Genomic DNA, 20,317 nt, shown 5'->3' on the forward strand with positions numbered 1-20,317 from the left:
ACCTTATGACACTTCAAGCTACGAAACGCTTACCAAGTGTCATGGTTTAGCGCCGTTTTTCGGCACTTGCCCGCCCGCCGTCGCGTCTCCCGTCAGTACGGACGCCGCGGCGGAACCGGGCTGAGCAGCGGCGTGGCGTCCGGCACGACCGGCTCGTCCGACCGGAACAGCTCCGGATGACGGGCGAGATAGCCGGCCGGGAACGTGGTGGTCTGCTGACAGCCGCAATGCGGGCAGATCACCCCGTACGACGGCGGCGGCACCACGAGCCCGTCCCTGAGCCAGATCTCGGCGGCGTTCCCGTGCTCGTCGTCGACGTGCCGGACGAGGTAGTCCTCTTCCCAGACGTGCCAGCAACCGCGGCACTCGAAGGGCAGGGTCCTGCGTTCTTCCTCCACTGAGGTCACCCCCTCACTACGAGTGTCCGCCTCCCCTCCGGAACATCGCAAGCCGGGGGTCACCGGACCGTGAGCACGAAGGTGACCGCGCCGAGCACGACGCTGAGGGTGCCGAGCCAGGCGAACAGCGCGTCGAGGCCCGCGTCGATGGGCCGTCCGCCGTGCAGGGCCTCCTGGACCCGGCGGAAGCGCGCCCCCGTCCTGATCAGCAGGACCGCGCCGCACAGCGCGGCCAGCGCGAACCCGGCGACGGCCACGGCGGGCAGGCCGTGGCGCACCGCGAGCCCGGCGGCGCCCAGCCCGCCCGTGGCCAGCGCCACGGCGGTGCGGACCCAGGCGAGCCGGGTGCGCTCGCTCTGCAGGCCCTCGTCCCAGATCTCCTGTGACATCTACACCGACAGGATGATGAGCACGAGGGCGACGACGGCCACGGTGGCGACGCCGTACCCGAAGACCGCCGCGAGGGCGGGCGGCGGGAGCGGCGCCTGGTTGCGCAGGGCGCGCTGGATGTTGCGCCAGCGCGGATAGGCCATGCCCGCGGCCAGCGCGGACAACGACACCAGCATGACGGCCAGCACCGTGCGGACCCACGGAACGAACACGTCGGAGGGCACCGCCGCCATGGCCACCCCGCCCGCGCTGAGCGCCAGCGCCGTACTCAGCCACGTGAGGAAGGTGCGTTCGTTGGCCAAGGTGAAACGCGGGTCGGGCTCCATGCCTTATATGGTAATTCGTCCCCTTTTCCCCTAGAGAAGACGGGATTTCAGCTGCACGCCTTGGCGACCTGCTGGGCGTAGTCGACCGCCTCGCTGCCCACCTTCTGGGCCGCGTCGACGGCGTCGTTCACGTTCTGGACGTTGATCCCGCCCAAAGTCTTGGCAAGGTCTTCGCTGGCCTGCTTGAGCGTGGTGTTGGCGGCCTTGTCGGCCACGTCGTTGAGCTTGCCCGCGGCGTCGTCGAGCGCCTTCTCCATGGCCTTGGGGTCGTCGGTGAGGTCCTTGACCTTGGCGGCCAGGTCGGTGACGATCTTCGGCGCCTCCAGGCACGCCTGGGCCTTGTCGATCGTGTCGTTGACCTCGCCGCACCCGGCGGCCAGGACGCAGACGGCGAAGAGCGCCAGGGGCACGAACCGGCTCTTGATGAGTCGCATACCTCGACCTTACCCAGCGCCCCGCGCCCGTGGCGGCGCGCGCGATCAGTGAAGAAGCCCCGCTCGACGGCCGGCGGCGGCGAAGGCGGCCGCGATCCGGTCGAGCTGGGCGTCGGTGTGGGTGGCGGTGAGGCTGACCCGGATGAGCGCCTGCCCCGGCGGCACCCCGGGCGAGATCATGGCCGTGGTGAACACCCCTTCGTCGAACAGCTCCCGCCACAACCGGAAACAGCGCAGGTCCTCCCCCACCGGCACGGCGATGACCGGACGGTCCGACGGCACGACGGCGTACCCCAGCCCGGCCAGCTCGCCGCTCAGCCGCCCGGCCGCGGTCCGCAACCGGCGCCGCCGCTCGGGCTCGGCGACGACGATCTCCAGGGCGGCCAGCGCGGCGGCGGCGCAGGCCGGTGACAGGGCGGCGGTGAACACCATGGACCGCGCGTGGTGGCGCAGGTAGAGGATGATCTCCTCCGGCCCGGCGACCGCGCCGCCGATCGTGCCGAACGACTTGGAGAAGGTGATGGTCTGCACGTCCACCGCCTCCTCCAGGCCGTGCGCCTCGGCGGCGCCGCGACCGGCGTCCCCGAGCAGGCCGGCGTCGTGGGCGCTGTCCATCACGACGCGGGCTCCGTACGTGCGGGCGAGCTTGGCGATGCCCGGCAGGTCGCACACGTTGCCCGAGGTGGAGAAGTCGCACACGTTGCCCGAGGTGGAGAACATGCCCTCGGTCACGATCATCCGGCCGGCGTCCGGGTCGCCGGCGGCCAGCAGCCGTTCCAGGTGGTCCATGTCGTTGTGCCGGTAGCGGCGTAAGCGCGCCCCGCCCAGGCGTACGGCGTCGATGAGGCACGCGTGCACCAGCCGGTCGCCGATCACCACGTCGCCGGGCCCCAGCAGCGCGCCCACCGCGAGGTTGGCCAGGTAGCCGGCGCTGGTCACCATGACCGCCGGACGCCCGAGGAACTCCGCGAGCCGCGCCTCCAGCTCCTCGTGCAGCGCGAGGGAGCCGTTCGTCAGCCGCGAACCGCCGCTGCCCGCCCCGAGCCGCCGGATCGCCGCGACGGCGGCCTCCTTGACGCGGGCATCCCCCGAGAGCGGCCCGGCGCGCACGGCCTTCTCGCAGGTCAGGGCCCGGACAGCAGGTCTGCGCGGAAGGCATCGGCGGCCGGGTCCTAGGATCGGATCCATGGCAATGTGCGAGCATCTTTCCCAGGCCGACGACCCGGCGGCGAAGACCCCTGAGGGCTGCGAGGAGTGCCTGGCCAGCGGCAGCCGATGGGTGCACCTGCGGCGCTGCCTGGAGTGCGGCCACATCGGCTGCTGCGACTCCTCGCCCAACAAGCACGCGACCAAGCACTTCCACGCGACCACGCACCCGGTGATCCAGTCGTTCGAACCGGGCGAGAGCTGGCGCTGGTGCTTCGTGGACAACCAGATGGGCTGACTGCCCGGCTGACCTGCCCTGCGCGGGCGGCGCCCGTCGGGGTCAGCGTTCGAGGATGGCCTCCTCGAAGTCGAGCTGGGCCATCACCTCGCGCAGCACCTCGTCGTCGAGGCGGCGCTCGTCGCGCAGGCGGACGAACACCTCGCGCTCGGCCGTGAGCATGTCACGGCGCAGCCGCCGGTAGATGCTGCTGGGGGTCTCGGCGCCGCCCTGCGCGGTGCCGCCGCCCAGCCGTTCCCACGCGGTCAGCGACCGCCGCCACGACTTCTCCCTGAGCTGGTCGATGACCTGCTTCTTGATCTCGTCGGGCTCGCCCTCCTGCTCGACCAGGCGTTCGAGCTCGGCCAGGCCCGCCTCCAGCGCGGCCTGCTGGGCGGCCGCCTCGGCCAGCGTGTCCTCGTAGCGCTCCTGCTCGCTCGACACGCGCAGCTTTCTGATCAGCGCGGGGAACGTCATGCCCTGGATCAGCAGGGTGCCGATCACCGTGGTGAACGTCAGGAACAGCAGCATGGCCCGGTCGCGGGCCGGGATCTCCGGCGGGATGGAGAACGCCGCCGCGAGCGACACCACGCCCCGCATGCCGGCCCAGCCCAGGATCACCGTCTGCTGCGGGCTGGGCGCCGGGCCCCGCCGGACGAGCTTGACCAGCGGGGTGAACGCGAACACCCACACGAACCTGGACACGATCGTCACCGCCAGCACCGCCAGCGCGTAGCCGGCGACCTGCCAGGGGCCGTAGCCGGTGATGCCCTTGATCACGGTCACGAGCTGCAGGCCGATGAGCGCGAAGACGATCGACTCCAGGAAGAAGTCGGTGACCTTCCACACCGCGTCGGACACCAGCCGGGTGCCGAACCCCCGCTGGTGCATGCGGTTGCCCAGGTAGAGGCCGACGACCACGACGGAGATCACGCCCGAGGCGTGCACCGGCTCGGGCCCGAGCCCGGAGACGTGCACGGACTCGGCCGCGAGATAGGCCGCGAACGGGATCAGCAGCATCAGCGTGTTCTCGACCAGCGAGTCGCGGGTGTGCTGGAACACCCAGGCGAACACGAACGCCAGCGCCAGCCCGATCGCCACCCCGCCGAGCGCCGCGAACAGGAACTGCGCCACGCCCTGGAACAGGTCGATGCTGCCGCCCACGGCCGCCCCGATGGCCACCCGGTAGGCCGTCAGCGCCGTGGCGTCGTTGAACAGGCTCTCGCCGATGAGGATCGTCAGCGACCTGCGCGGCAGCCCGAGCCGCCGGCCCACGGCGACGGCCGCCACGGCGTCGGGCGGCGCGATGATCGCGCCGAGCGCGAAGGCGGCGGCCAGCGGGAGCTGCGGCAGCAGCAGGTGGACGACCAGCCCCACCACGGCCGTGGTGAACAGCACCAGGCCGATCGACAGCAGCGCCACGGCCCGCTTGACGTCACGCAGGCGCAGGTAGGAGCTGTCGAGCGCGGCCGAGTAGAGCAGCGGCGGCAGGAACACGAACAGCACCAGCTCGGGCTGCAACGGCACCGCCGGCACCAGCGGCGAGACCAGCAGGCCGGCCGCGACCAGCAACAGCGGGGCCGGCCAGCCCCGCCGCCGTGCCACCGCCGCGACCGCGACCGCGCCACCGGCCATCAGCAGCAGTTGCAGGCCCATGGTCGGGTTCAACGACGTTCCTCCAGCTCGCCCGGGTGGATGCCGAGAGCGTACCCGGCGGGCGGGAGGAGGGTGTCACCACTCCCGGCGGTCGCGCCCGTCGCCGTAGTCCTGCTGCTGGTCGGGGCGCAGGCGTTCGCCGGTCGAGAACAGGGGGTCCGTCACGTACGGACGGCCCATGTTCGGGTCGGACGACTGCGGCGGGTACTCCTGGCGGCCGAGCGCCAGCAGCGGGTCCACCGGGTTGGGCTGCGCGGGCTGCTGGTAGCCCTGGTAGGTGTCGGCCGCGCGGTAGGGGTCCTGGGCGGGCGCGGGGTTGTGCCTGCGGCCGGCGCCGGGGATGCCGTGCATGGGCGTGCCGAGCCCGGCCGTGCTCTGCGGCTGCGCCGGGGGCTGGGGCTGGGGCTGGGACGGCGGCTGCTGGTAGGAGCCGTACGAGTCCGGGGTGTACTGCTGGGCCGGCGGGTAGGGGTCGGCGGCCTGCGACGGGAAGCCGAGCGGGTCGGTGCTCAGCGGCGCCGGGCGGCGCTGGTCGGCGGGCAGCTGGTAGACGGGCTCGCTGCTCTCGACGTACTGGGGGCCGGTGAAGGGGTCGCCGGCGTACTGGGGGCCGCTCAGCGGGTCGCCGGTGTACTGCGGGCCGCTGAACGGGTCGCCCGTGTACTGGGGGCCGCTCAGCGGGTCGCCGGTGTACTGCGGGCCGCTGAACGGGTCACCGGTGTACTGCGGGCCGCTGTGCGGGTCGCCGGGGTACTGGGCGGCGGGCTGCTCGACGTACTGGGGGCCGGTGAAGGGGCTGCGCTCGCCGTACGACGGCGTCTCCCGGGGGCCGGTGGTCTCGCTGTAGGAGGCCACCAGTTTGTCCTGCGGCGCGGGGCCGCGCGCGACCAGCACGTCGTTGGGCGACAGCGACGCGGTGGGCCGCTCGTCGAGCGCGGGCGGCGGAGGCTGCTGCTGGGCGTGCTGGGGCGGCCGGTGGTACGTGCCGGTGCCCGGCATGACCTCGGTGCCCGGATCGGCCGCGGGCACCGCGGGCTGCTCGCCCGTGGCCTCGGCGTAGCCGTCGTCGAGCGTGTCGAGCAGCCTGCCGACGTCCTCCATCGGCATGCGGAAGCTCGCTGTGCACATCTCCCCACGCCACAGGCTGAGGACCAGTGTGCCCTCATGCCACGTGACCCGGAGGCACCGCTCCTGACCTCGTGCATCGAAGAAGACTTCGCCGAACGACGGCAACGGGACAACTTCCGACATGGCAGACATACTGCTTTAACCAGCCTTTATTCGTCCACTCAACCCCGGAAAACCCTACCTAACCGCTCTCACCATCGAGACCGTGAACCCCATCGATCACACCGGCAAGATCTCCCTGACCAGTCGGAGTTCCGCTCGACAGTGTGCCACGGGAGTCCCGCGGGGAGCCCGCGAACGACGGGATGCGCATGACCGGACACAGGGCGTCCCGGCGCGTCGGCCCGGGATTGCGGGTACCGTTGACGACCGTGCCGGACTCCCATCTCCCGTCAGTGGACGAACTGCTCAGCATCGCGGTCGGCGCTCTCGGAGGGAGCGAACGGCAGGGCCAGGTCACCATGGTCAAGGCCGTCCAGAAGGCCATCGACGACGAGGAGCACCTGGCCGTCCAGGCGGGCACGGGCACCGGCAAGTCGCTGGCGTACCTGGTGCCCTCGATCCGGCACGCCATGGACAGCGACTCCCCCGTCGTGATCTCCACGGCCACCATCGCGCTGCAGCGCCAGCTCGTCGACCGCGACCTGCCCCGGCTCGCCGAGGCGCTGGGCAAGGAGCTGCCGCACGAGCCGACGTTCGCCATTCTCAAGGGCCGGCGCAACTACCTGTGCCGCTACAAGGCGACGGCGGGCTGGCCCGAGGAGGACGAGCAGGACCAGCTCTTCGATCCGCGTGAGGTGAGCGCTACCGGCCGCATGGTCCAGCGCATCCAGGAGTGGGCCGACGAGACCGAGACGGGCGACCGCGACGAGCTGGTGCCCGGCGTCAGCGAGCAGGCCTGGCGGCAGTTCTCGGTGAGCGCGCAGGAGTGCCTGGGCGCCACCCGCTGCCCGAGCGGCCCCGAGTGCTTCGCCGAGCTGGCCAGGGCGCGCGCGGGCGAGGTCGACGTCGTGGTGACCAACCACGCGCTGCTGGCCATCGACGCCATGGGCGACCTGCCGGTGCTGCCCGAGCACGAGGTCGTGGTCGTCGACGAGGCCCACGAGCTGGTCGACCGGGTGACCTCGGTGGTCACCAGCGAGCTGTCGGAGGCCTCGGTGATGCTGGCCGTGCGCCGCGTCGGCCGGCTGATCGAGCAGCCGCTCGCCGACCAGCTCATGGAGGCGGGCGAAGACCTCAAGGCGCTGCTGGCCGCCGCGCCGCCCGGCCGTATCGACGAGCTGCCGCAGGTGCTCGGCCTCACCTTGCAGCTCATCCGCGACACGGCCTGGCGCTGCATCACCGCCATGGGCCCGCGCAACGCCGACAAGGACGACCCCGACAAGGCCGGCCAGCGCAAGGCCGCCTTCACCGCGCTCGACGAGGTGCACGACACCGCCGTCCGCATGCTCGACGCCTACGGCCACGCCTCCGAGGCCGACCGCGCCGAGGTGGTCTGGCTCGACGGCGCCACCGACCGCCGTCCGCCCATGTTGCGGGTCGCGCCGCTGAGCGTGAGCGGCATGCTGCGCGACCGGCTGTTCGGCGAGCGCACGGTGGTGCTCACCTCCGCCACGCTCGCCCTCGGCGGCACGTTCGACGGGCTGGCCGCGCAGTGGGGCCTGGGTGACAGCAAGCGCTGGCAGGGCATCGACGTCGGCTCGCCGTTCGACCACCCGCGCGCCGGCATCCTCTACGTCGCCAAACACCTTCCCCAGCCGGGCCGCGACGGGCTGCCGCAGGAGTATCTCGACGAGATCACCGAGCTCATCGAGGCGGCCGGCGGGCGCACGCTGGGGCTGTTCTCCTCGATGCGCGCCGCCAAGGCCGCCACGGAGGCGCTGCGCGAGCGGCTCGACGTGCCGCTGCTGTGCCAGGGCGACGACTCGACCATGCTGCTGGTCAAGCAGTTCGCCGAGGACGAGCCGACCTGCCTGTTCGGCACGTTGTCGCTGTGGCAGGGGGTCGACGTCCCCGGGCCGTCGCTGCGGCTGGTCATCATCGACCGGGTGCCGTTCCCGCGTCCCGACGATCCGCTCACCTCGGCCCGGCAGCGGCACGTCGCGGCGCGCGGCGGCAACGGGTTCATGGCGGTGGCGGCCAACCACGCCGCCCTGCTGCTGGCCCAGGGCACCGGCCGGTTGCTGCGCGCCCAGGACGACAAGGGCGTCATCGCGGTCCTCGACCCGCGCCTGGCGACGGCCCGGTACAGCGGTTTCCTGCTGGGATCGTTGCCGCCGTTCTGGCGCACCACCGACCCGGCCGTCCCCCGTGCCGCGCTCAAGCGCCTGTCCACCGAGTCCTGACCGTCGCGGGCCCCTTCAGGCGACAGTCTTTTCCTTCTTTTCCTTCTTTTCCTTACGGCTCCGCCTGGTCAGGCCACCCGCCGTACGGGGCCGGCGGGCTTCCAGGAAACGCCCGCTGACCCTTCACCGGCCGGCCGCCGTCACGCGAGCCCGCCTTGCCCCACTCCGTGGCCCCCGTCGGCTAGAACGGGGTGAGGTCGGGGCGCTTCGGGGTGAGGCCGTCGCCGGAGGAGGTGCCGCGCAGGCGGCGGGACATCCACGGCACCAGGTGCTCGCGGATCCACTGGGCGTCCTCGCGGCGCCGCGCCCGCGGGTCGACCAGCCGCTCCGGCCAATCCTTGCGCCAGTCGTCGAACGGCACCCCCAGCACGTCGAGCACGCGGGCCGCCACCAGCCGGTGGCCGTCCTCGTTCATGTGCAGGCGGTCGGTGCTCCAGGCCCGCCAGTCGCGCAGCCCCTGCATCGACCACTGGTCGACCAGCCGGCAGCCGTAGAGGTCGGCGATGGAGCGGATGTGCAGGTAGAAGATGGCGAAACGGCCGCGCAGCCGCCGCATCAGCGGCGTGTCGCGCGGATCGACCCCGGTGAACAGCAGCACGTCCGCGCCTCCGGCCCGCAGGTCGCGCACCGCGCGGGCCAGGCGCTTGGCCATCACGTCGGGGTCGCTGCCCGGCCGCAGCAGGTCGTTGCCGCCCGCGCAGAAGCTGACCAGGTCGGGACCCATCTCGATGGCCCGCGGCACCTGCTCGGTGACGATCTGGTCGAGCAGCTTGCCGCGGACGGCCAGGTTCGCGTAGCGGAACGCCGGGTCGTCGGCGGCGAGCCGTTCGGCGACCCGGTCGGCCCAGCCGCGGTAGTGCCCGTCGGGGCCTGGATCGTTCAGTCCTTCGGTGAAACTGTCCCCGAGTGCGACGAAGGACTTGTATTGCCTCATGAGCTGCTGTTCATCTCCGCGATAGCGTGTAGCGCCAGGACGTAGGACTGTAGTCCGAATCCGGCGATCGTGCCCGTCGCCACCCCGGCGACGACCGAGGTGTGGCGAAACTCTTCCCTCGCCGCGGGGTTGCTGATGTGCACCTCGACGAGCGGGGCGGTGCGCTGGGCGATGGCGTCGCGCACGGCGTAGGAGTAGTGGGTGAAGGCGGCCGGGTTGAGCACGACGGGAATGCGGCCGTCGGCGGCCTCGTGCAGCCAGCCGATCAGCTCGGCCTCGTCGTCGGTCTGGCGCACCTCGACCTGCTCGCCGAGCTTGCGGCCGGTCTCGCGGCACAGCTCGGCGAGGTCCTCCAGCGTCTCGGCCCCGTAGACGTCGGGCTCGCGGGTGCCGAGCCGGCTCAGGTTGGGGCCGTTGAGCACGAGGATCATCGCGCGATCTCCTTGTAGGCGGCTTCGAGCAGCTCTTCGGCGGGGTCTTCGAGCCGCCCGGGCCTGGCCAGGTCGTCGAGGACGACGAAGCGCTGCTTGGCGCCCCGGTTCTTCTTGTCCAGCCGCATGTGGTCGCGCAGCCGCGGCCAGGCGCCGGCGTGGTAGGAGACCGGCAGGCCCACGGAGGTGAGGATCGCGCGGGTGCGGGCGACCAGGTCGGCGCGGCCGGACAGCCGGGACAGCTCGGCGGCGTAGACCATGCCGATGGCGACCGCCTCGCCGTGGCGGATCGTGTAGTGCTCGTCGCGCTCGATGGCGTGGGCGAGCGTGTGTCCGTAGTTGAGGATCTCGCGCAGGCCCTGCTCGCGCAGGTCGGCGCCCACGACGTGGGCCTTGACGCGGATCTTGCGCTCGATCAGCTCGCGGGTGTGGGGGCCGTCGGGCCGGGTGGCCCCCTCGGGGTCGGACTCGACCAGCGTGAGGATCTGCGGGTCGGCGATGAAGCCGCCCTTGATGATCTCGGCGAGCCCCGCCACGTAGTCGGCCTTCGGCATGCCGGGCAGCACGGCCAGGTCGCAGAGCACCCCGGCGGGCGGCAGGAACGTGCCCACCAGGTTCTTGCCCTCGGGGGTGTCGATGCCGTTCTTGCCGCCGACGGCGGCGTCGACCATGGCCAGCAGCGTCGTCGGCACGAGCACGACCTGCACGCCGCGCAGCCAGGTGCCGGCCACGAAGCCGGCCAGGTCGGTCGTCGCGCCGCCGCCCACGCCCACGACGGCGTCGGAGCGGGTCAGGCCGTGGCGGCCGAGCGCGGACCACAGGCCGGCGGCCACCTCGGGCGTCTTGCACGCCTCGCCGTCGGGGACGGGCAGGTCGGCCACCTCGTAACCGGCCTCGGCCAGCGCCGTGAGGGCCGGGCGGGACAGCTCGGGCAGGCCCTGCGGGCGGACGACGGCGACCGTGCGCACGCCCGGCCGGAACAGGCCCGGCAGCTCGGCCTGCACGCCGCTGCCCACCACGACGTCGTACGGGCTGTCGCCGGATACGGGGATCCGCGTCGCGGTCATGCCGGCAGGCCCTCCAGGATCTCGTCGGCGAGCTCGCCGGGGTCGCGCTTGTCGGTGGCGAGCGTGACCACGGCCAGACGCTCGTAGACCGGCCGCCGCTCCTCCATCAGCTTCTTGAGCTGGCTGCGCGGGTTGAGCACGAGCAGCGGCCTGGCCGAGCCGAGCCCGACCCGCTGGACCGCGTCGGCCAGGCCCACCTGCAGGTAGACCACGTGGTGACCGGCGAGCAGGGCCTGGGTGTCCTCGTTGAGCACGGCGCCGCCGCCGAGCGACAGCACGCCGTCGTGCTCGGCCAGGGCGCGGCGCACGGCCTGGTGCTCCAGCTCGCGGAAGCGGGCCTCGCCGTCCTCGACGAAGATGTCGGAGACCGGCTTGCCGGCCACGGCCTCGACGTCGGCGTCGGTGTCGCGGAAGGCGACGCCGAGCCGCTCGGCCAGCAGCTGCCCGATCGTGGTCTTGCCTGATCCGGGCGGGCCGATGAGCACGGCTCTGGTCACTGGTCGCTCACCCCTTCTCGTTCGCTCCGCGCGGCCGTCACTTGATCACCATCGAGGAGAGGTAGCCGGACAGGTTGCGGGCGACCTCCTCCACCGAGTCGCCGCCGAACTTCTCCAGGGCCGCGTCGGCCAGCACCAGCGCGACCATGGCCTCGGCCACGATGCCCGCGGCCGGGACGGCGCACACGTCGGAGCGCTCGTGGTGGGCCTTGGCCGCCTCGCCGGTCTTGACGTCGATCGTGGCCAGGGCCCTCGGCACGGTGGAGATGGGCTTCATGGCGGCGCTGACCCGCAGGACCTCGCCGTTGGTCATGCCGCCCTCGACGCCGCCCGCGCGGTTGGTGACGCGCTTGACGCCGTTCTCGGCGGTGTACTCGATCTCGTCGTGGGCGCGCGAGCCGGGCCGGCGGGCGGTCTCGAAGCCGTCGCCGACCGCGACGCCCTTGATCGCCTGGATGCCCATGAGGGCCGCGGCGAGCCGGGAGTCGAGCCTGCGGTCCCAGTGGGTGTAGCTGCCCAGGCCGGGCGGCAGGCCGTAGGCGAGCACCTCGACGACGCCGCCGAGCGTGTCGCCCTCTTTGTGCGCCTGGTCGATCACGGCGACCATGGCGGCGCTGCCCTCGGGGTCGGAGCAGCGGACCGGGTCTTCGTCGATCCTGGCCAGGTCGCCGGGGCCGGGCAGCACCTCGGTCGGGGTCTGCGCGCCGCCGATGGAGGTGACGTGGCTGACGATGTCGACGCCGAGCGCCTGCTTCAGGAAGCGCCTGGCGACCTCGCCGAGCGCGACGCGGGCCGCGGTCTCGCGGGCGCTGGCCCGGTCGAGCACCTGGCGGGCGTCGTCGAAGCCGTACTTCTGCATGCCGGCCAGGTCGGCGTGGCCGGGGCGGGGGCGGGACCGCGGCGCGTTGCGGGCCAGGCCCTCCAGCTCGGCCGGGTCGACCGGGTCGGCCGACATGACCTTCTCCCACTTGGGCCACTCGGTGTTGCCCACGCGGACGGCGACCGGGCTGCCCATGGTGCGGCCGTGGCGCACGCCGCCGACGATCGTCACCTGGTCCTGCTCGAACTTCATCCGCGCGCCGCGGCCGTAGCCGAGCCTGCGGCGGCGCAGGGCCTCGTCGATCGCGGCCGTGGTCACCTCGACCCCGGCGGGCAGTCCTTCGAGGATGGCAACGAGTTCGGGGCCGTGGGACTCTCCGGCCGTCAACCAGCGCAACATGACTCCAAGTCTTCCACGTGCGGCCGGGTGGGATGTCCGTCGTTCACCAGCCGAGACAGAGCGCCACGAAAGCACCGAGCAGCATGAACGGCCCGAAGGGGAACTGGGTGTGCCGGTCGCCCCGCCCGGTGAGCAGCAGCGCGACCGCGTACAGCGCGCCGAGCACCTGCCCGGCGAACGCGGCGGCCACCCACGTCTGCCAGCTCATCGCCGCCGCCGCCATGCCGATGAGCCCGGCCAGCTTGACGTCGCCGAGGCCCATCGCGGCCGGCCTGGCGAACCACAACAGGCCGTAGACGGCCGCCAGCGCCGCCGCGCCGAGCAGCGCGCGCGGCAGCTCCCTGGTGGGGAGCAGGGTCAGTGCGATGATCGGGTACGCGGGCAGCGTGATCGCGTCGGGCAGCAGGGTGGTACGCCAGTCGATGACCGCCAGCGCCGTGCCGGCCAGCGCGAGACCCGTGTACGGCGGCCCGGCGAGCCAGGCGGTCAGCGCCGTCACGGCGGCGGTCAGCAGTTCCACGCCGGGCGGCCACGGCGGCGGGGACGCGAGGTCGTCGTAGGCGTCGGCCAGCGCCCTGACCTGGTGTCCGGCGACCAGACCGAGCAGCGCCATCAGTGCGACCACGAGCAGACCCTAATGCGGCGGCCCGGCGGCCGTCCCGGGATCGCGGCGGGCGGCCCGGGTATGGCGTGCGCCAAGAGCGAACCCGCGTCCCGGCGGGCTTTCGCGCCCCGGACGGAGGGCCGCGACGCACGCCGGCGGTCATGGGTTCGGGGGCGATCCCCCAAGGAACTTTGATCGTCCGGGACGGGGTGGCACGCGGCTCCGGGGGTGGTCAGGAACTTACTTTCTGTCGTGGCCCCCCGGAAGAGTGACCGAGAGGAAGACCCATGTTCCGTGGCATCCTGGCCGGCGGCCTCGCGCTGAGCGCCGCAAGCCTCATCATGACCGGCCCCGCCGCGTACGCCGACCTGCAGGCCCCTTACGCGCGGGCCGCGGCGATCGTCGACGCCGACGGCGAGCTGAACAACGGCAAGAACATCCTCAAGACGTGGCGGGCCTCGACCGGCCGTTACTGCGTGATGGTCGACAGGCACGTCACCACGTCCGCCGCGGTGATCCAGATCACCCCGCGGGCGCCCCGCCGCCTGCCGTTCATCGCCTACCGGAACTCGTCGGCGACCTGCCACGAGTCCAACACCATCACCGTCGGCGTCTACGACACCAGCACCGGCCGGCTCGCCGACGGCGGCTTCGACCTGACCATCTCCTGACCGAGAACCGAGGGAGCACCCATGTGAACATTATCCGGCGCGCCGCCGGCGTCGCGCTCGTCGCGGCGGCCGTCCTGACGCCCGCGGCGGCGTACGCGGACACGCCCTACGCCCAGGCCTCGGCCACCGTCAGGGCGGACGGCGTGGTGACCGCCAGCAAGAACGTCGAGGAGGTCAGGCGCATGTTCCGCGGGACGTACTGCGTGATCCTCAGCGACGACGTCGACTACGACGGCGACCTGGCGATCCACGTGACGCCGACGGGCCGGTCCAGCTACCCGCGCTCGCTGTCGGTGCAGCGCGGGGCGGCGATCTGCGGCGGCCACTACCGGGCGGTCGCGGTCTACAGCCAGCTCGCCGACGGCGTGGCGGCCGACACCGGGTTCTACCTGACCGTCTCCTGACGACGTCCGCACCTGACGACGTCAGCTCCTGAGGACGTCCGCACCTGACGACGTCAGCTCCTGAGGACGTCCGGCGAACGCCCCCGGCCGGTGACGACACCGGCCGGGGGCGTCGGCTTGTCCGGCTCGCGGAAGAAGCGGCGTTCAGCCTTTTCCGCGGAAGAAGCGGCGTTCAGCTGCTTCGGCGGGAGAACCAGCGGCGGCGGGGCGGGGCGGGCTCCATCCTGGCGACGGTGACGCCGCCGAGCTGGTCGACGGTGCCGGACTCGACCGCGGCCAGCGCCTTCAGCACCTCGCCCTCGATCACGAACTGCACCGGCCCGGCCACGTCGACCACGACCGCGGCGGCCTCCTCGTGCACGGCCGCCCGGCAGACCTGGAGCGTGCCGGTCTGGATGGGGCGGGCGTCCTTGCGCCATCTGGTCAGCGCGTCGGTGCCGGTGAAGGCGAGCACCGCGTGCCTGCCGTCCTGGCCGACGAGCTTGGGCAGCGCCATCTCGCTCTCCTTCTCCTGGCGCAGCCCGTGCTCACCGACCTCGGACTCGGTCAGCAGGGCGACCACCGGCACCAGCAGCCGCGCACCGCTCAGGGCGGTCAGCACGTCGGCGGGGCCGCACGCGCCCGACTCGTAGGCGGCCAGGGCGGCGGCCACGGCGGGGGCGGCGCTGCCGTCGTCGTCGGGGTCGAGTGGCTGTGGGATGGTCGGCACAACGAACGAGACTACCCGCGGGCGCCACCGCCCCCGTTCCTGGAGCCACCCTGAAGGCGTTCCCGCGACGCTCGTCAGCGTTCCTGGGATGCTCGGCGGTGTTCTGTCGGGGTTCCGGCGGCGTTCCGGCGGGGTTCTGTCGGGGCGGGCTGCTAGACAGGTGCGGTGCGGATCTCTCGGCTCCCCCTCGACGAGCAGACTGCGGTGGAGATCCGCAACGAGGCCCGCGTCCATCTGTGGTACGAGCGCCGCTTCGGCGTGCCGTGCCCGCCCTACGACAGCTCCGAGGCCGCGATCGACTCCTTCCCCAGCACCACGAGCGCGATCGGCGTCCGGCTCACCCCGTCGGGGACGTGGCGGGTCTACGCCCCCTACGGCGTGGCCGACGCCTTCAACCTCGTGCTGCGTCCCAACCCCCGGCAGGCGCCGCGCGAGGTCTACGAGGCCAAGGCGGCGCGCTGCGCCGAAGCCTGGCCCGAGCTGACCGTGCTGCCCTGGTGCGAGCCAGGGCCTGCCGGTCAGCCGGGCTGACCGGTCAGCCGAGGCCCGGCCGGTCAGCCGAGGTCGGCGATGGCGGCGACCGGTCCGCCGCCCGACGGCCCCTGGTGCACGGCGGCCACCGAGACGAACACCGCGGGGTCGCCGGTGACCGAGGCCGCCACCCCGCCGACGGCCGCCTTGATCTGCCGGTGCCAGTGCACGTCGGAGTCGTCCAGCATGATGTTGCGCCGCCCGCGCACCCGCCCCGACGGGTCGGCCTCGCACTTCATGAACACGTTGACCAGCCGCCCGCCGAGGTCGGAAGGGTGGGGGCGGTCCGGCAGCGGCAGCCCGGAGTCCCTGATGGCCGCCCAGATGCCGTCGGCGTCGAGCGCGTCCTGCATGACGCTGTGCCCGATGCGGTAGCGCCCGCCGATGCCGCGCACGTTCCCCACCAGCACGATCTGCGCCCGGTCCAGCTCCACCCCCGACGAGCACGACGCCACCGACGAGTACAGCGACAGGTCCTTGTGGATCTGGTCGGCCCGCGGCATGTCGATCTCGCCGAGCGCGACGGCGATGCCGAGCGCGGTGGTGGAGTTGGACAGGTCCATCGACGGGCCGGTCTCCTCGATGGCGGTGTCCTGGCCGCGGCTCCTGGCCTCGGTGATGGTGGCCAGGGTGAGCAGCGGCGTCTTGGTCTGCACGTAGTGCACGTCGCGCGGGTCGTCGATGCCGGCGATCTTCATGGCCTCCCGCACCCCGGCGGCCACCTTCTCCACCATCGCCGGACGGCCGATGTCCTCGGGCAGGATCACCTCGCTCATCGCCACGCCCACCGAAAGGCGCGGCTCGTCGCTCATCGGCGCGTCCGCCGTGGTGGCGAAGACGGTGGCGTGCGGGCTGAGGACGCCGTCGGTGCCGCCCGACCACACCAGCGGCACGCTCTCGGGGGACGGGTGACCGTGCTCGGCCAGGACCTCGCGGAAGGCCCGGTCTGCCAGGATGCGCGTGTAGTCGTTGACGCCGCCGTTGCCCTCGGTCTTGCCGATCACCGCGAGCACCCGGCGCGCCTCGATCACCCCGTCCTCGATGAGCCGGGACAGCCCGGAGGCGTCGGTCACGCTCTCGATCGGCACCTTGCGCACTTCAATCGGGTCCGGCATGCGTTGCCCCTTCTCCAGTACCGGCTTCCCCACCGTCGCGACGCTAGCCGAGCGGCCCGGCGGGGTTCATGGGCAATGTCTGCCCATGAACGGCCGCGGCGATGTCAAGGTGCGCTGGCCGGTCAAGCTCTCGGCGGAACCTCGAAGCGCACAAAAGGAGCGAAGGTAGTGTTCCCGGATGTGATTCGCGAAGCCCACGTCAACGGCATCAAGCTCGTCTACCGCGAGGAGGGCGACCCCGCCGCTCCGCCGCTGGTCCTCCTCCACGGCAGGACCGCGAACCACAACGACTGGAACGGCATCACCCAGCACTTCGCCGCCCGTCACCACGTCCTCGCCCCCGACCTGCGCGGCCACGGGGCCAGCGACCGTCCGGGCGAGTACGCGGTGGACACGATGGCCGAGGACGTCGTGGCGCTCCTCGACCACCTGGGCCTCGACCGCGTCCGGCTGGTCGGGCACTCGCTCGGCGGCATGGTCTCCTACCACGTGGCCATGCGCCACCCCGAGCGGGTCGAGCGGCTGGTGCTGGAGGACGTCACGGCGCCGTACCCGGTCGAAGGACGGCAGCCGCTCGTGGAGGACGACTCCACCGGCTTCGACTGGCGGATGATGCACCAGACCGAGCCGTACATCGTCGATCCCGACCCGGCGCTGGCCGCCGAGCTGGGGAAGATCACGGCACCCACGCTGGTGCTGTCGGGCGGACGGCTGAGCCCGTTCGACGCCTCCGGGCTGGCCCGTCTGATCCCCGGCGCCGAGCTGGTCACGATCGAGGCCGGGCACCTCGTCCACGTCACCGAACGGGCCGCCTTCCTGGCCGCGGTGGACGCCTTCCTGGACAGGTGAGCCCAGGCAGGCCATGGCCTCTATGCTGGTCGTCCCCCCACGATTCACGGAGACCCGCTGTGTCCAGCCCCCCATCGGCCCCCCGTCCCGGCATGACCCCGGAGCGGGTCGGGATGTTCAGCGACGCGGTCTTCGCGATCGCGATCACGCTGCTCGTCCTGGAGATCCCCCGCCCGGCGGAGGACGACTTCCGTGACCTCGCGGGCTTCCTGAGCCATCACCAGGGCTCGTTCGCGGCGTTCGCGCTGGCCTTCCTCATGTTGTGGTTCAGCTGGCGGGCCCACCACACGCTCTTCGACCAGCTCCACCGGGTCTCCCAGCCGGTCCTGCTGCTGCACGTGCCGCTGCTGCTGTGCTCGGCGTTCCTGCCGTACACGATGAACCTGTGGAGCGAGATGTCGGCGGCCGACATCGACGTCCAGGCGTCCAAGGGCCTGGCGCTGGCGCTGTTCGCGGGGACCGAGGCGCTCCTGATGTTCTGCCAGGGCGCGCTGTTCACGCTGGCCCTGTCGCAGGGGCTGCTCAACGCCCACGCGAGCAGGCGGCGCATGGCCACCTCGGCCTGGGTGTACTGGGGCTGCGGGGTGTTGTGGGCGGTCAGCGCGGTCCTGGCGTTCGGCGTCGGCGAGGACTCCACGTTCCTGTGGATGGCCACGCCGCTCGTGGTCGCGATCATCGTGCTCGTCCGCAGGCGGCTCGCCCCCGGCGTGGTTCAGCCGGATGTCACGGGGCAAACGTGACCTCAATGTCACAAAGATCCGCCAAGGTGAAAAGGTGCGAACGAGGCTCAGCGATCACGTAAGGGAACGACTGGGCACGTTCGGTCTCATGGCGCCCTCGATCGTGCAGTGCGCGGTGGGCGCGGCGCTGGCCTGGATCGTCGCCGTCGACCTGCTCGGGCACGCCCGGCCGTTCTTCGCCCCGATCTCCGTGCTGATCTGCGTCGGCGTGGGGCTCGGCCAGCGGCTGCGGCGCGTCGCCGAGCTGGTGGTCGGCGTGAGCCTCGGCGTCGGCGTCGGCGACCTGCTGGTGTCCTGGATCGGCTCGGGGCCCTGGCAGCTCGCGCTGGTCGTCGGGCTGGCCATGGCCGTCGCGCTGCTGCTCAACGGCGGGGCGCTGTTCGTCGCGCAGGCGGGCTCGTCGGCGGTGCTGGTGGCCACGCTGCTGCCCGGCGAGAACGCCGGCGGCCTCGACCGCATGGCCGACGCCCTCACCGGAGGCGTCATCGGCGTCGCGGCGGTCGCGCTGATGCCCGCCAGCCCGTTCACGATCGCGGCCAAACACCTGTCGGGGGTGCTGGACGCGCTGTCCACCGTCCTGGAGCAGGCGGCGGAGGCGATCGAGAAGCGGGACGTCGACCTGGCCGCCGAGGCGCTGGAGGAGGCGCGGACGACGCAGGCCGCCGTCGAGGAGTTCGCGATGGCGCTGGAGACCAGCAAGGAGATCACCATGATCTCGCCGCTGCACTGGCATCGCCGGGCCGCCCTGGCCCGGTACGAGACCGCCGCCGTCCCCGTCGACCTGGCCCTGCGCAACGCGCGGGTGATGGTCCGCCGCACGCTGGCCGCGCTGGGCGAGGCGAGCCCGCCGCCCACGGCGCTGGCCGAGGCGATGCGGGAGGTCTCGGAGGCGGCGCTGCTGCTGCAGCTGGAGCTGGCCGCCGGACGCGATCCCCTGCTGGCGCGGCAGGCGCTGCTCGCGGTGGCCGGCCGGGAACGGCCCGAGCGGCTGGGCTTCTCGGCGCACGTCATCATCGCGCAGCTGCGGTCGATCGCGGTGGACCTGTTGCAGGCCACGGGCCTGGAGCACGAGCAGGCCAGCCAGGCGCTCACCCCGCTCGACGAACCCCAGAGCAGCTAGCACCCCCGCGCACGCCGAAGGCGGGCACCCGTACGGGCGCCCGCCTTCGCGGTCCTGCGGTTACGCGGTCCTGCGGTTACGCGGTTCGCGCTTTCGCGTTCCGCAGAGCGGTTCACGTTTGCGCGGTTCCGCAGAGCGGTTCGCGGTTCCGCGTTCCGCGGGGAGGTCAGACCGTCTGGAGCGCGGCCTCGGCCTCCAGGGTCGCGGCGGTGGCGTTGATCACGGCGGCCACCCGCAGCGCCTCCTGGACCTGCTCACGCGGCATCCCCGCGCCCCGCAGCACCTGCTCGTGCGACTCCAGGCAGCGGCCGCAGCCGTTGATCGCCGAGACCGCCAGGCACCACAGCTCGAAGTCCGTCTTGTCCACGCCCGGGTTCCCGATCACGGTCATCCGGAGCCTGGCCGGCAGCGTCGCGTACGTCTCGTCGCCGATCAGGTGGGTGGCGCGGTAGTAGACGTTGTTCATCGCCATGATCGACGCGGCCGCCTTGGCGGCGGTGAACGCCTCGGCCGACAGGTGGTCGGCGGCCTCCTGCGAGAGCTCGGCGATGACCCGCGCCGACCTGGTGGCCAGGGCGCACGCCAGGACGGCGCCCCAGAGCTGCTGGTCGGTCAGCGACGAGGTGGTCGTGACCGAGCCCAGGTTGAGCCTGGTGTCCTTGGCGTAGTCGGGCAGGAGCGACTTCAGGGTGTCGACGCTCACTGGGCCAGCAGCTTCTGGGCGTCGAGGCCGGCCTCGCCCTTGTTCCAGTTGCACGGGCACAGCTCGTCGGACTGCAGGGCGTCGAGGACCCGCAGGACCTCCTTGACGTTGCGGCCCACGGAACCGGCGGTCACCATCGAGAACTGGATCTCGTTGTTCTGGTCGACGATGAACGTGGCGCGCTGGGCGACGCCGTCCTGGCCGAGCACGCCGCAGGCCTGCGACAGCTCGCGCTTGATGTCGCTCAGCATCGGGAAGGGCAGGTCGCGCAGGTCCTCGTGGTTCTTGCGCCAGGCGTGGTGCACGAACTCGGAGTCGATCGAGACGCCGAGCACCTGGGCGTCACGGTCGGCGAACTCGCCGTTGAGACGGCCGAACTCGGCGATCTCGGTCGGGCAGACGAACGTGAAGTCCTTCGGCCAGAAGAACACCACGCGCCACTTGCCCTCGTAGGTCTTGTGGTTGATCTCAGCGAACGCCTTGTCGGGGTCGAGGTCGACACAGGCCGTGAGTTCGTACTCGGGGAAGCGGTCACCGACGGTGAGCAAGTTCCTACTCCTTCGGAGGAAGTGCGGGTCAGGGCACCTACGTTGCCGCACCTAGCATTGATTCGAGAAATCGAG

The 20,317-nt window shown here is 72.2% G+C and carries 25 protein-coding genes; 8 read left to right on the forward strand and 17 right to left on the reverse strand.

All coding sequences use genetic code 11. From position 1 onward, the window contains the following. Positions 1 to 92: 92 nt before the first annotated feature. The 5 genes from ACIBQ6_RS32045 to ACIBQ6_RS32065 are packed head-to-tail and all read right to left on the reverse strand — an operon-like array spanning position 93 to position 2,658. Entirely contained in the window at positions 93 to 398 is a 306-nt protein-coding gene (locus tag ACIBQ6_RS32045; RefSeq protein ID WP_358284985.1) for a hypothetical protein, read from the reverse strand. A gap of 59 nt (positions 399 to 457) precedes the next feature. Next, on the reverse strand, positions 458 to 787 hold the full coding sequence (locus ACIBQ6_RS32050) for a DUF202 domain-containing protein (RefSeq protein WP_397216420.1): 330 nt from the start codon (positions 785 to 787) through the stop codon (positions 458 to 460). Then, positions 788 to 1,114: a DUF202 domain-containing protein gene (locus tag ACIBQ6_RS32055; RefSeq protein ID WP_352363977.1), complete on the reverse strand. Its 327-nt coding sequence runs from the start codon at positions 1,112 to 1,114 to the stop codon at positions 788 to 790. Positions 1,115 to 1,161: 47 nt separating this feature from the next. Then, complete coding sequence (locus tag ACIBQ6_RS32060) at positions 1,162 to 1,548, reverse strand: hypothetical protein (protein WP_397216422.1); 387 nt, start codon at positions 1,546 to 1,548, stop codon at positions 1,162 to 1,164. A 45-nt stretch (positions 1,549 to 1,593) separates the two neighbouring features. Further along, a complete protein-coding gene (locus ACIBQ6_RS32065; RefSeq protein WP_397216424.1) occupies positions 1,594 to 2,658 on the reverse strand; it encodes an aminotransferase class I/II-fold pyridoxal phosphate-dependent enzyme in 1,065 nt (354 codons plus the stop codon). Between the two features lie 76 nt (positions 2,659 to 2,734). Here ACIBQ6_RS32065 and ACIBQ6_RS32070 point away from each other — a divergent pair, with 76 nt between their 5' ends. After that, a complete protein-coding gene (locus ACIBQ6_RS32070) occupies positions 2,735 to 2,992 on the forward strand; it encodes a UBP-type zinc finger domain-containing protein (protein ID WP_358284978.1) in 258 nt (85 codons plus the stop codon). Between the two features lie 42 nt (positions 2,993 to 3,034). On the opposite strand, the gene ACIBQ6_RS32075 is transcribed toward ACIBQ6_RS32070, so the two are convergent. Further along, the gene (locus ACIBQ6_RS32075; RefSeq protein ID WP_397216426.1) at positions 3,035 to 4,639 is read right to left on the reverse strand and encodes a Na+/H+ antiporter; all 1,605 of its coding nucleotides are present in this window, start codon (positions 4,637 to 4,639) and stop codon (positions 3,035 to 3,037) included. 63 nt (positions 4,640 to 4,702) lie between these two features. Next, positions 4,703 to 5,755, reverse strand: a complete 1,053-nt coding sequence (locus ACIBQ6_RS32080) for a hypothetical protein (protein ID WP_397216428.1) — start codon at positions 5,753 to 5,755, stop codon at positions 4,703 to 4,705. Positions 5,756 to 6,126: 371 nt separating this feature from the next. Here ACIBQ6_RS32080 and ACIBQ6_RS32085 point away from each other — a divergent pair, with 371 nt between their 5' ends. After that, positions 6,127 to 8,100 carry an ATP-dependent DNA helicase gene (locus ACIBQ6_RS32085; protein ID WP_397216430.1) on the forward strand — a complete coding sequence of 658 codons (1,974 nt, stop codon included), beginning with the start codon at positions 6,127 to 6,129 and terminating at the stop codon, positions 8,098 to 8,100. 181 nt (positions 8,101 to 8,281) lie between these two features. On the opposite strand, the gene ACIBQ6_RS32090 is transcribed toward ACIBQ6_RS32085, so the two are convergent. The 6 genes from ACIBQ6_RS32090 to ACIBQ6_RS32115 are packed head-to-tail and all read right to left on the reverse strand — an operon-like array spanning position 8,282 to position 12,873. Then, positions 8,282 to 9,034: an SGNH/GDSL hydrolase family protein gene (locus ACIBQ6_RS32090; RefSeq protein WP_358284970.1), complete on the reverse strand. Its 753-nt coding sequence runs from the start codon at positions 9,032 to 9,034 to the stop codon at positions 8,282 to 8,284. Next, the gene (aroQ, locus tag ACIBQ6_RS32095) at positions 9,031 to 9,465 is read right to left on the reverse strand and encodes a type II 3-dehydroquinate dehydratase (protein WP_352363963.1); all 435 of its coding nucleotides are present in this window, start codon (positions 9,463 to 9,465) and stop codon (positions 9,031 to 9,033) included. The genes ACIBQ6_RS32090 and aroQ overlap by 4 nt, the downstream gene beginning before the upstream one ends. Then, complete coding sequence (gene aroB / locus ACIBQ6_RS32100) at positions 9,462 to 10,532, reverse strand: 3-dehydroquinate synthase (RefSeq protein WP_397216432.1); 1,071 nt, start codon at positions 10,530 to 10,532, stop codon at positions 9,462 to 9,464. The genes aroQ and aroB overlap by 4 nt, the downstream gene beginning before the upstream one ends. After that, positions 10,529 to 11,029: a shikimate kinase gene (locus ACIBQ6_RS32105; RefSeq protein ID WP_358284966.1), complete on the reverse strand. Its 501-nt coding sequence runs from the start codon at positions 11,027 to 11,029 to the stop codon at positions 10,529 to 10,531. Before ACIBQ6_RS32105 ends, aroB begins: the two co-directional genes overlap by 4 nt. Before the next feature lie 37 nt (positions 11,030 to 11,066). Then, the gene (gene aroC, locus ACIBQ6_RS32110; protein ID WP_358284964.1) at positions 11,067 to 12,248 is read right to left on the reverse strand and encodes a chorismate synthase; all 1,182 of its coding nucleotides are present in this window, start codon (positions 12,246 to 12,248) and stop codon (positions 11,067 to 11,069) included. Positions 12,249 to 12,291: 43 nt separating this feature from the next. After that, positions 12,292 to 12,873, reverse strand: a complete 582-nt coding sequence (locus tag ACIBQ6_RS32115) for a prepilin peptidase (protein WP_397216434.1) — start codon at positions 12,871 to 12,873, stop codon at positions 12,292 to 12,294. A 266-nt stretch (positions 12,874 to 13,139) separates the two neighbouring features. Between ACIBQ6_RS32115 and ACIBQ6_RS32120 the strand changes: the two genes are divergently transcribed. Together ACIBQ6_RS32120 and ACIBQ6_RS32125 are read left to right on the forward strand one after the other, a co-directional pair. After that, positions 13,140 to 13,523: a hypothetical protein gene (locus ACIBQ6_RS32120; RefSeq protein WP_352363953.1), complete on the forward strand. Its 384-nt coding sequence runs from the start codon at positions 13,140 to 13,142 to the stop codon at positions 13,521 to 13,523. Between the two features lie 23 nt (positions 13,524 to 13,546). Beyond that, positions 13,547 to 13,927 (forward strand): hypothetical protein, encoded by a 381-nt coding sequence (locus ACIBQ6_RS32125; protein ID WP_358284960.1) that lies wholly within the window; start codon positions 13,547 to 13,549, stop codon positions 13,925 to 13,927. 172 nt (positions 13,928 to 14,099) lie between these two features. Here ACIBQ6_RS32125 and ACIBQ6_RS32130 read toward each other — a convergent pair whose 3' ends face one another. Then, the gene (locus tag ACIBQ6_RS32130; RefSeq protein WP_358284958.1) at positions 14,100 to 14,636 is read right to left on the reverse strand and encodes an SseB family protein; all 537 of its coding nucleotides are present in this window, start codon (positions 14,634 to 14,636) and stop codon (positions 14,100 to 14,102) included. Positions 14,637 to 14,801: 165 nt separating this feature from the next. On the opposite strand from ACIBQ6_RS32130, the gene ACIBQ6_RS32135 reads away from it, so the two are divergent. Next, entirely contained in the window at positions 14,802 to 15,167 is a 366-nt protein-coding gene (locus ACIBQ6_RS32135; protein WP_397216436.1) for a nucleotidyltransferase family protein, read from the forward strand. Between the two features lie 23 nt (positions 15,168 to 15,190). On the opposite strand, the gene ACIBQ6_RS32140 is transcribed toward ACIBQ6_RS32135, so the two are convergent. Next, complete coding sequence (locus ACIBQ6_RS32140) at positions 15,191 to 16,282, reverse strand: ring-opening amidohydrolase (RefSeq protein WP_397216438.1); 1,092 nt, start codon at positions 16,280 to 16,282, stop codon at positions 15,191 to 15,193. 180 nt (positions 16,283 to 16,462) lie between these two features. Between ACIBQ6_RS32140 and ACIBQ6_RS32145 the strand changes: the two genes are divergently transcribed. The 3 genes from ACIBQ6_RS32145 (at position 16,463) to ACIBQ6_RS32155 (ending at position 18,991) form a co-directional block, all read left to right on the forward strand. Further along, complete coding sequence (locus tag ACIBQ6_RS32145) at positions 16,463 to 17,131, forward strand: alpha/beta fold hydrolase (protein WP_397216440.1); 669 nt, start codon at positions 16,463 to 16,465, stop codon at positions 17,129 to 17,131. Positions 17,132 to 17,190: 59 nt separating this feature from the next. Beyond that, positions 17,191 to 17,871 (forward strand): TMEM175 family protein, encoded by a 681-nt coding sequence (locus ACIBQ6_RS32150; RefSeq protein WP_397216442.1) that lies wholly within the window; start codon positions 17,191 to 17,193, stop codon positions 17,869 to 17,871. 88 nt (positions 17,872 to 17,959) lie between these two features. Then, on the forward strand, positions 17,960 to 18,991 hold the full coding sequence (locus ACIBQ6_RS32155; protein WP_358284948.1) for an FUSC family protein: 1,032 nt from the start codon (positions 17,960 to 17,962) through the stop codon (positions 18,989 to 18,991). A 166-nt stretch (positions 18,992 to 19,157) separates the two neighbouring features. On the opposite strand, the gene ACIBQ6_RS32160 is transcribed toward ACIBQ6_RS32155, so the two are convergent. Together ACIBQ6_RS32160 and ACIBQ6_RS32165 are read right to left on the reverse strand one after the other, a co-directional pair. After that, entirely contained in the window at positions 19,158 to 19,694 is a 537-nt protein-coding gene (locus ACIBQ6_RS32160; RefSeq protein ID WP_397216444.1) for a carboxymuconolactone decarboxylase family protein, read from the reverse strand. Further along, complete coding sequence (locus ACIBQ6_RS32165) at positions 19,691 to 20,242, reverse strand: peroxiredoxin (protein WP_357964755.1); 552 nt, start codon at positions 20,240 to 20,242, stop codon at positions 19,691 to 19,693. Before ACIBQ6_RS32165 ends, ACIBQ6_RS32160 begins: the two co-directional genes overlap by 4 nt. Between the last annotated feature and the right edge of the window lie 75 nt (positions 20,243 to 20,317).

Source organism: Nonomuraea sp. NPDC049655 (assembly GCF_044465465.1).
GTDB lineage: Bacteria > Actinomycetota > Actinomycetes > Streptosporangiales > Streptosporangiaceae > Nonomuraea.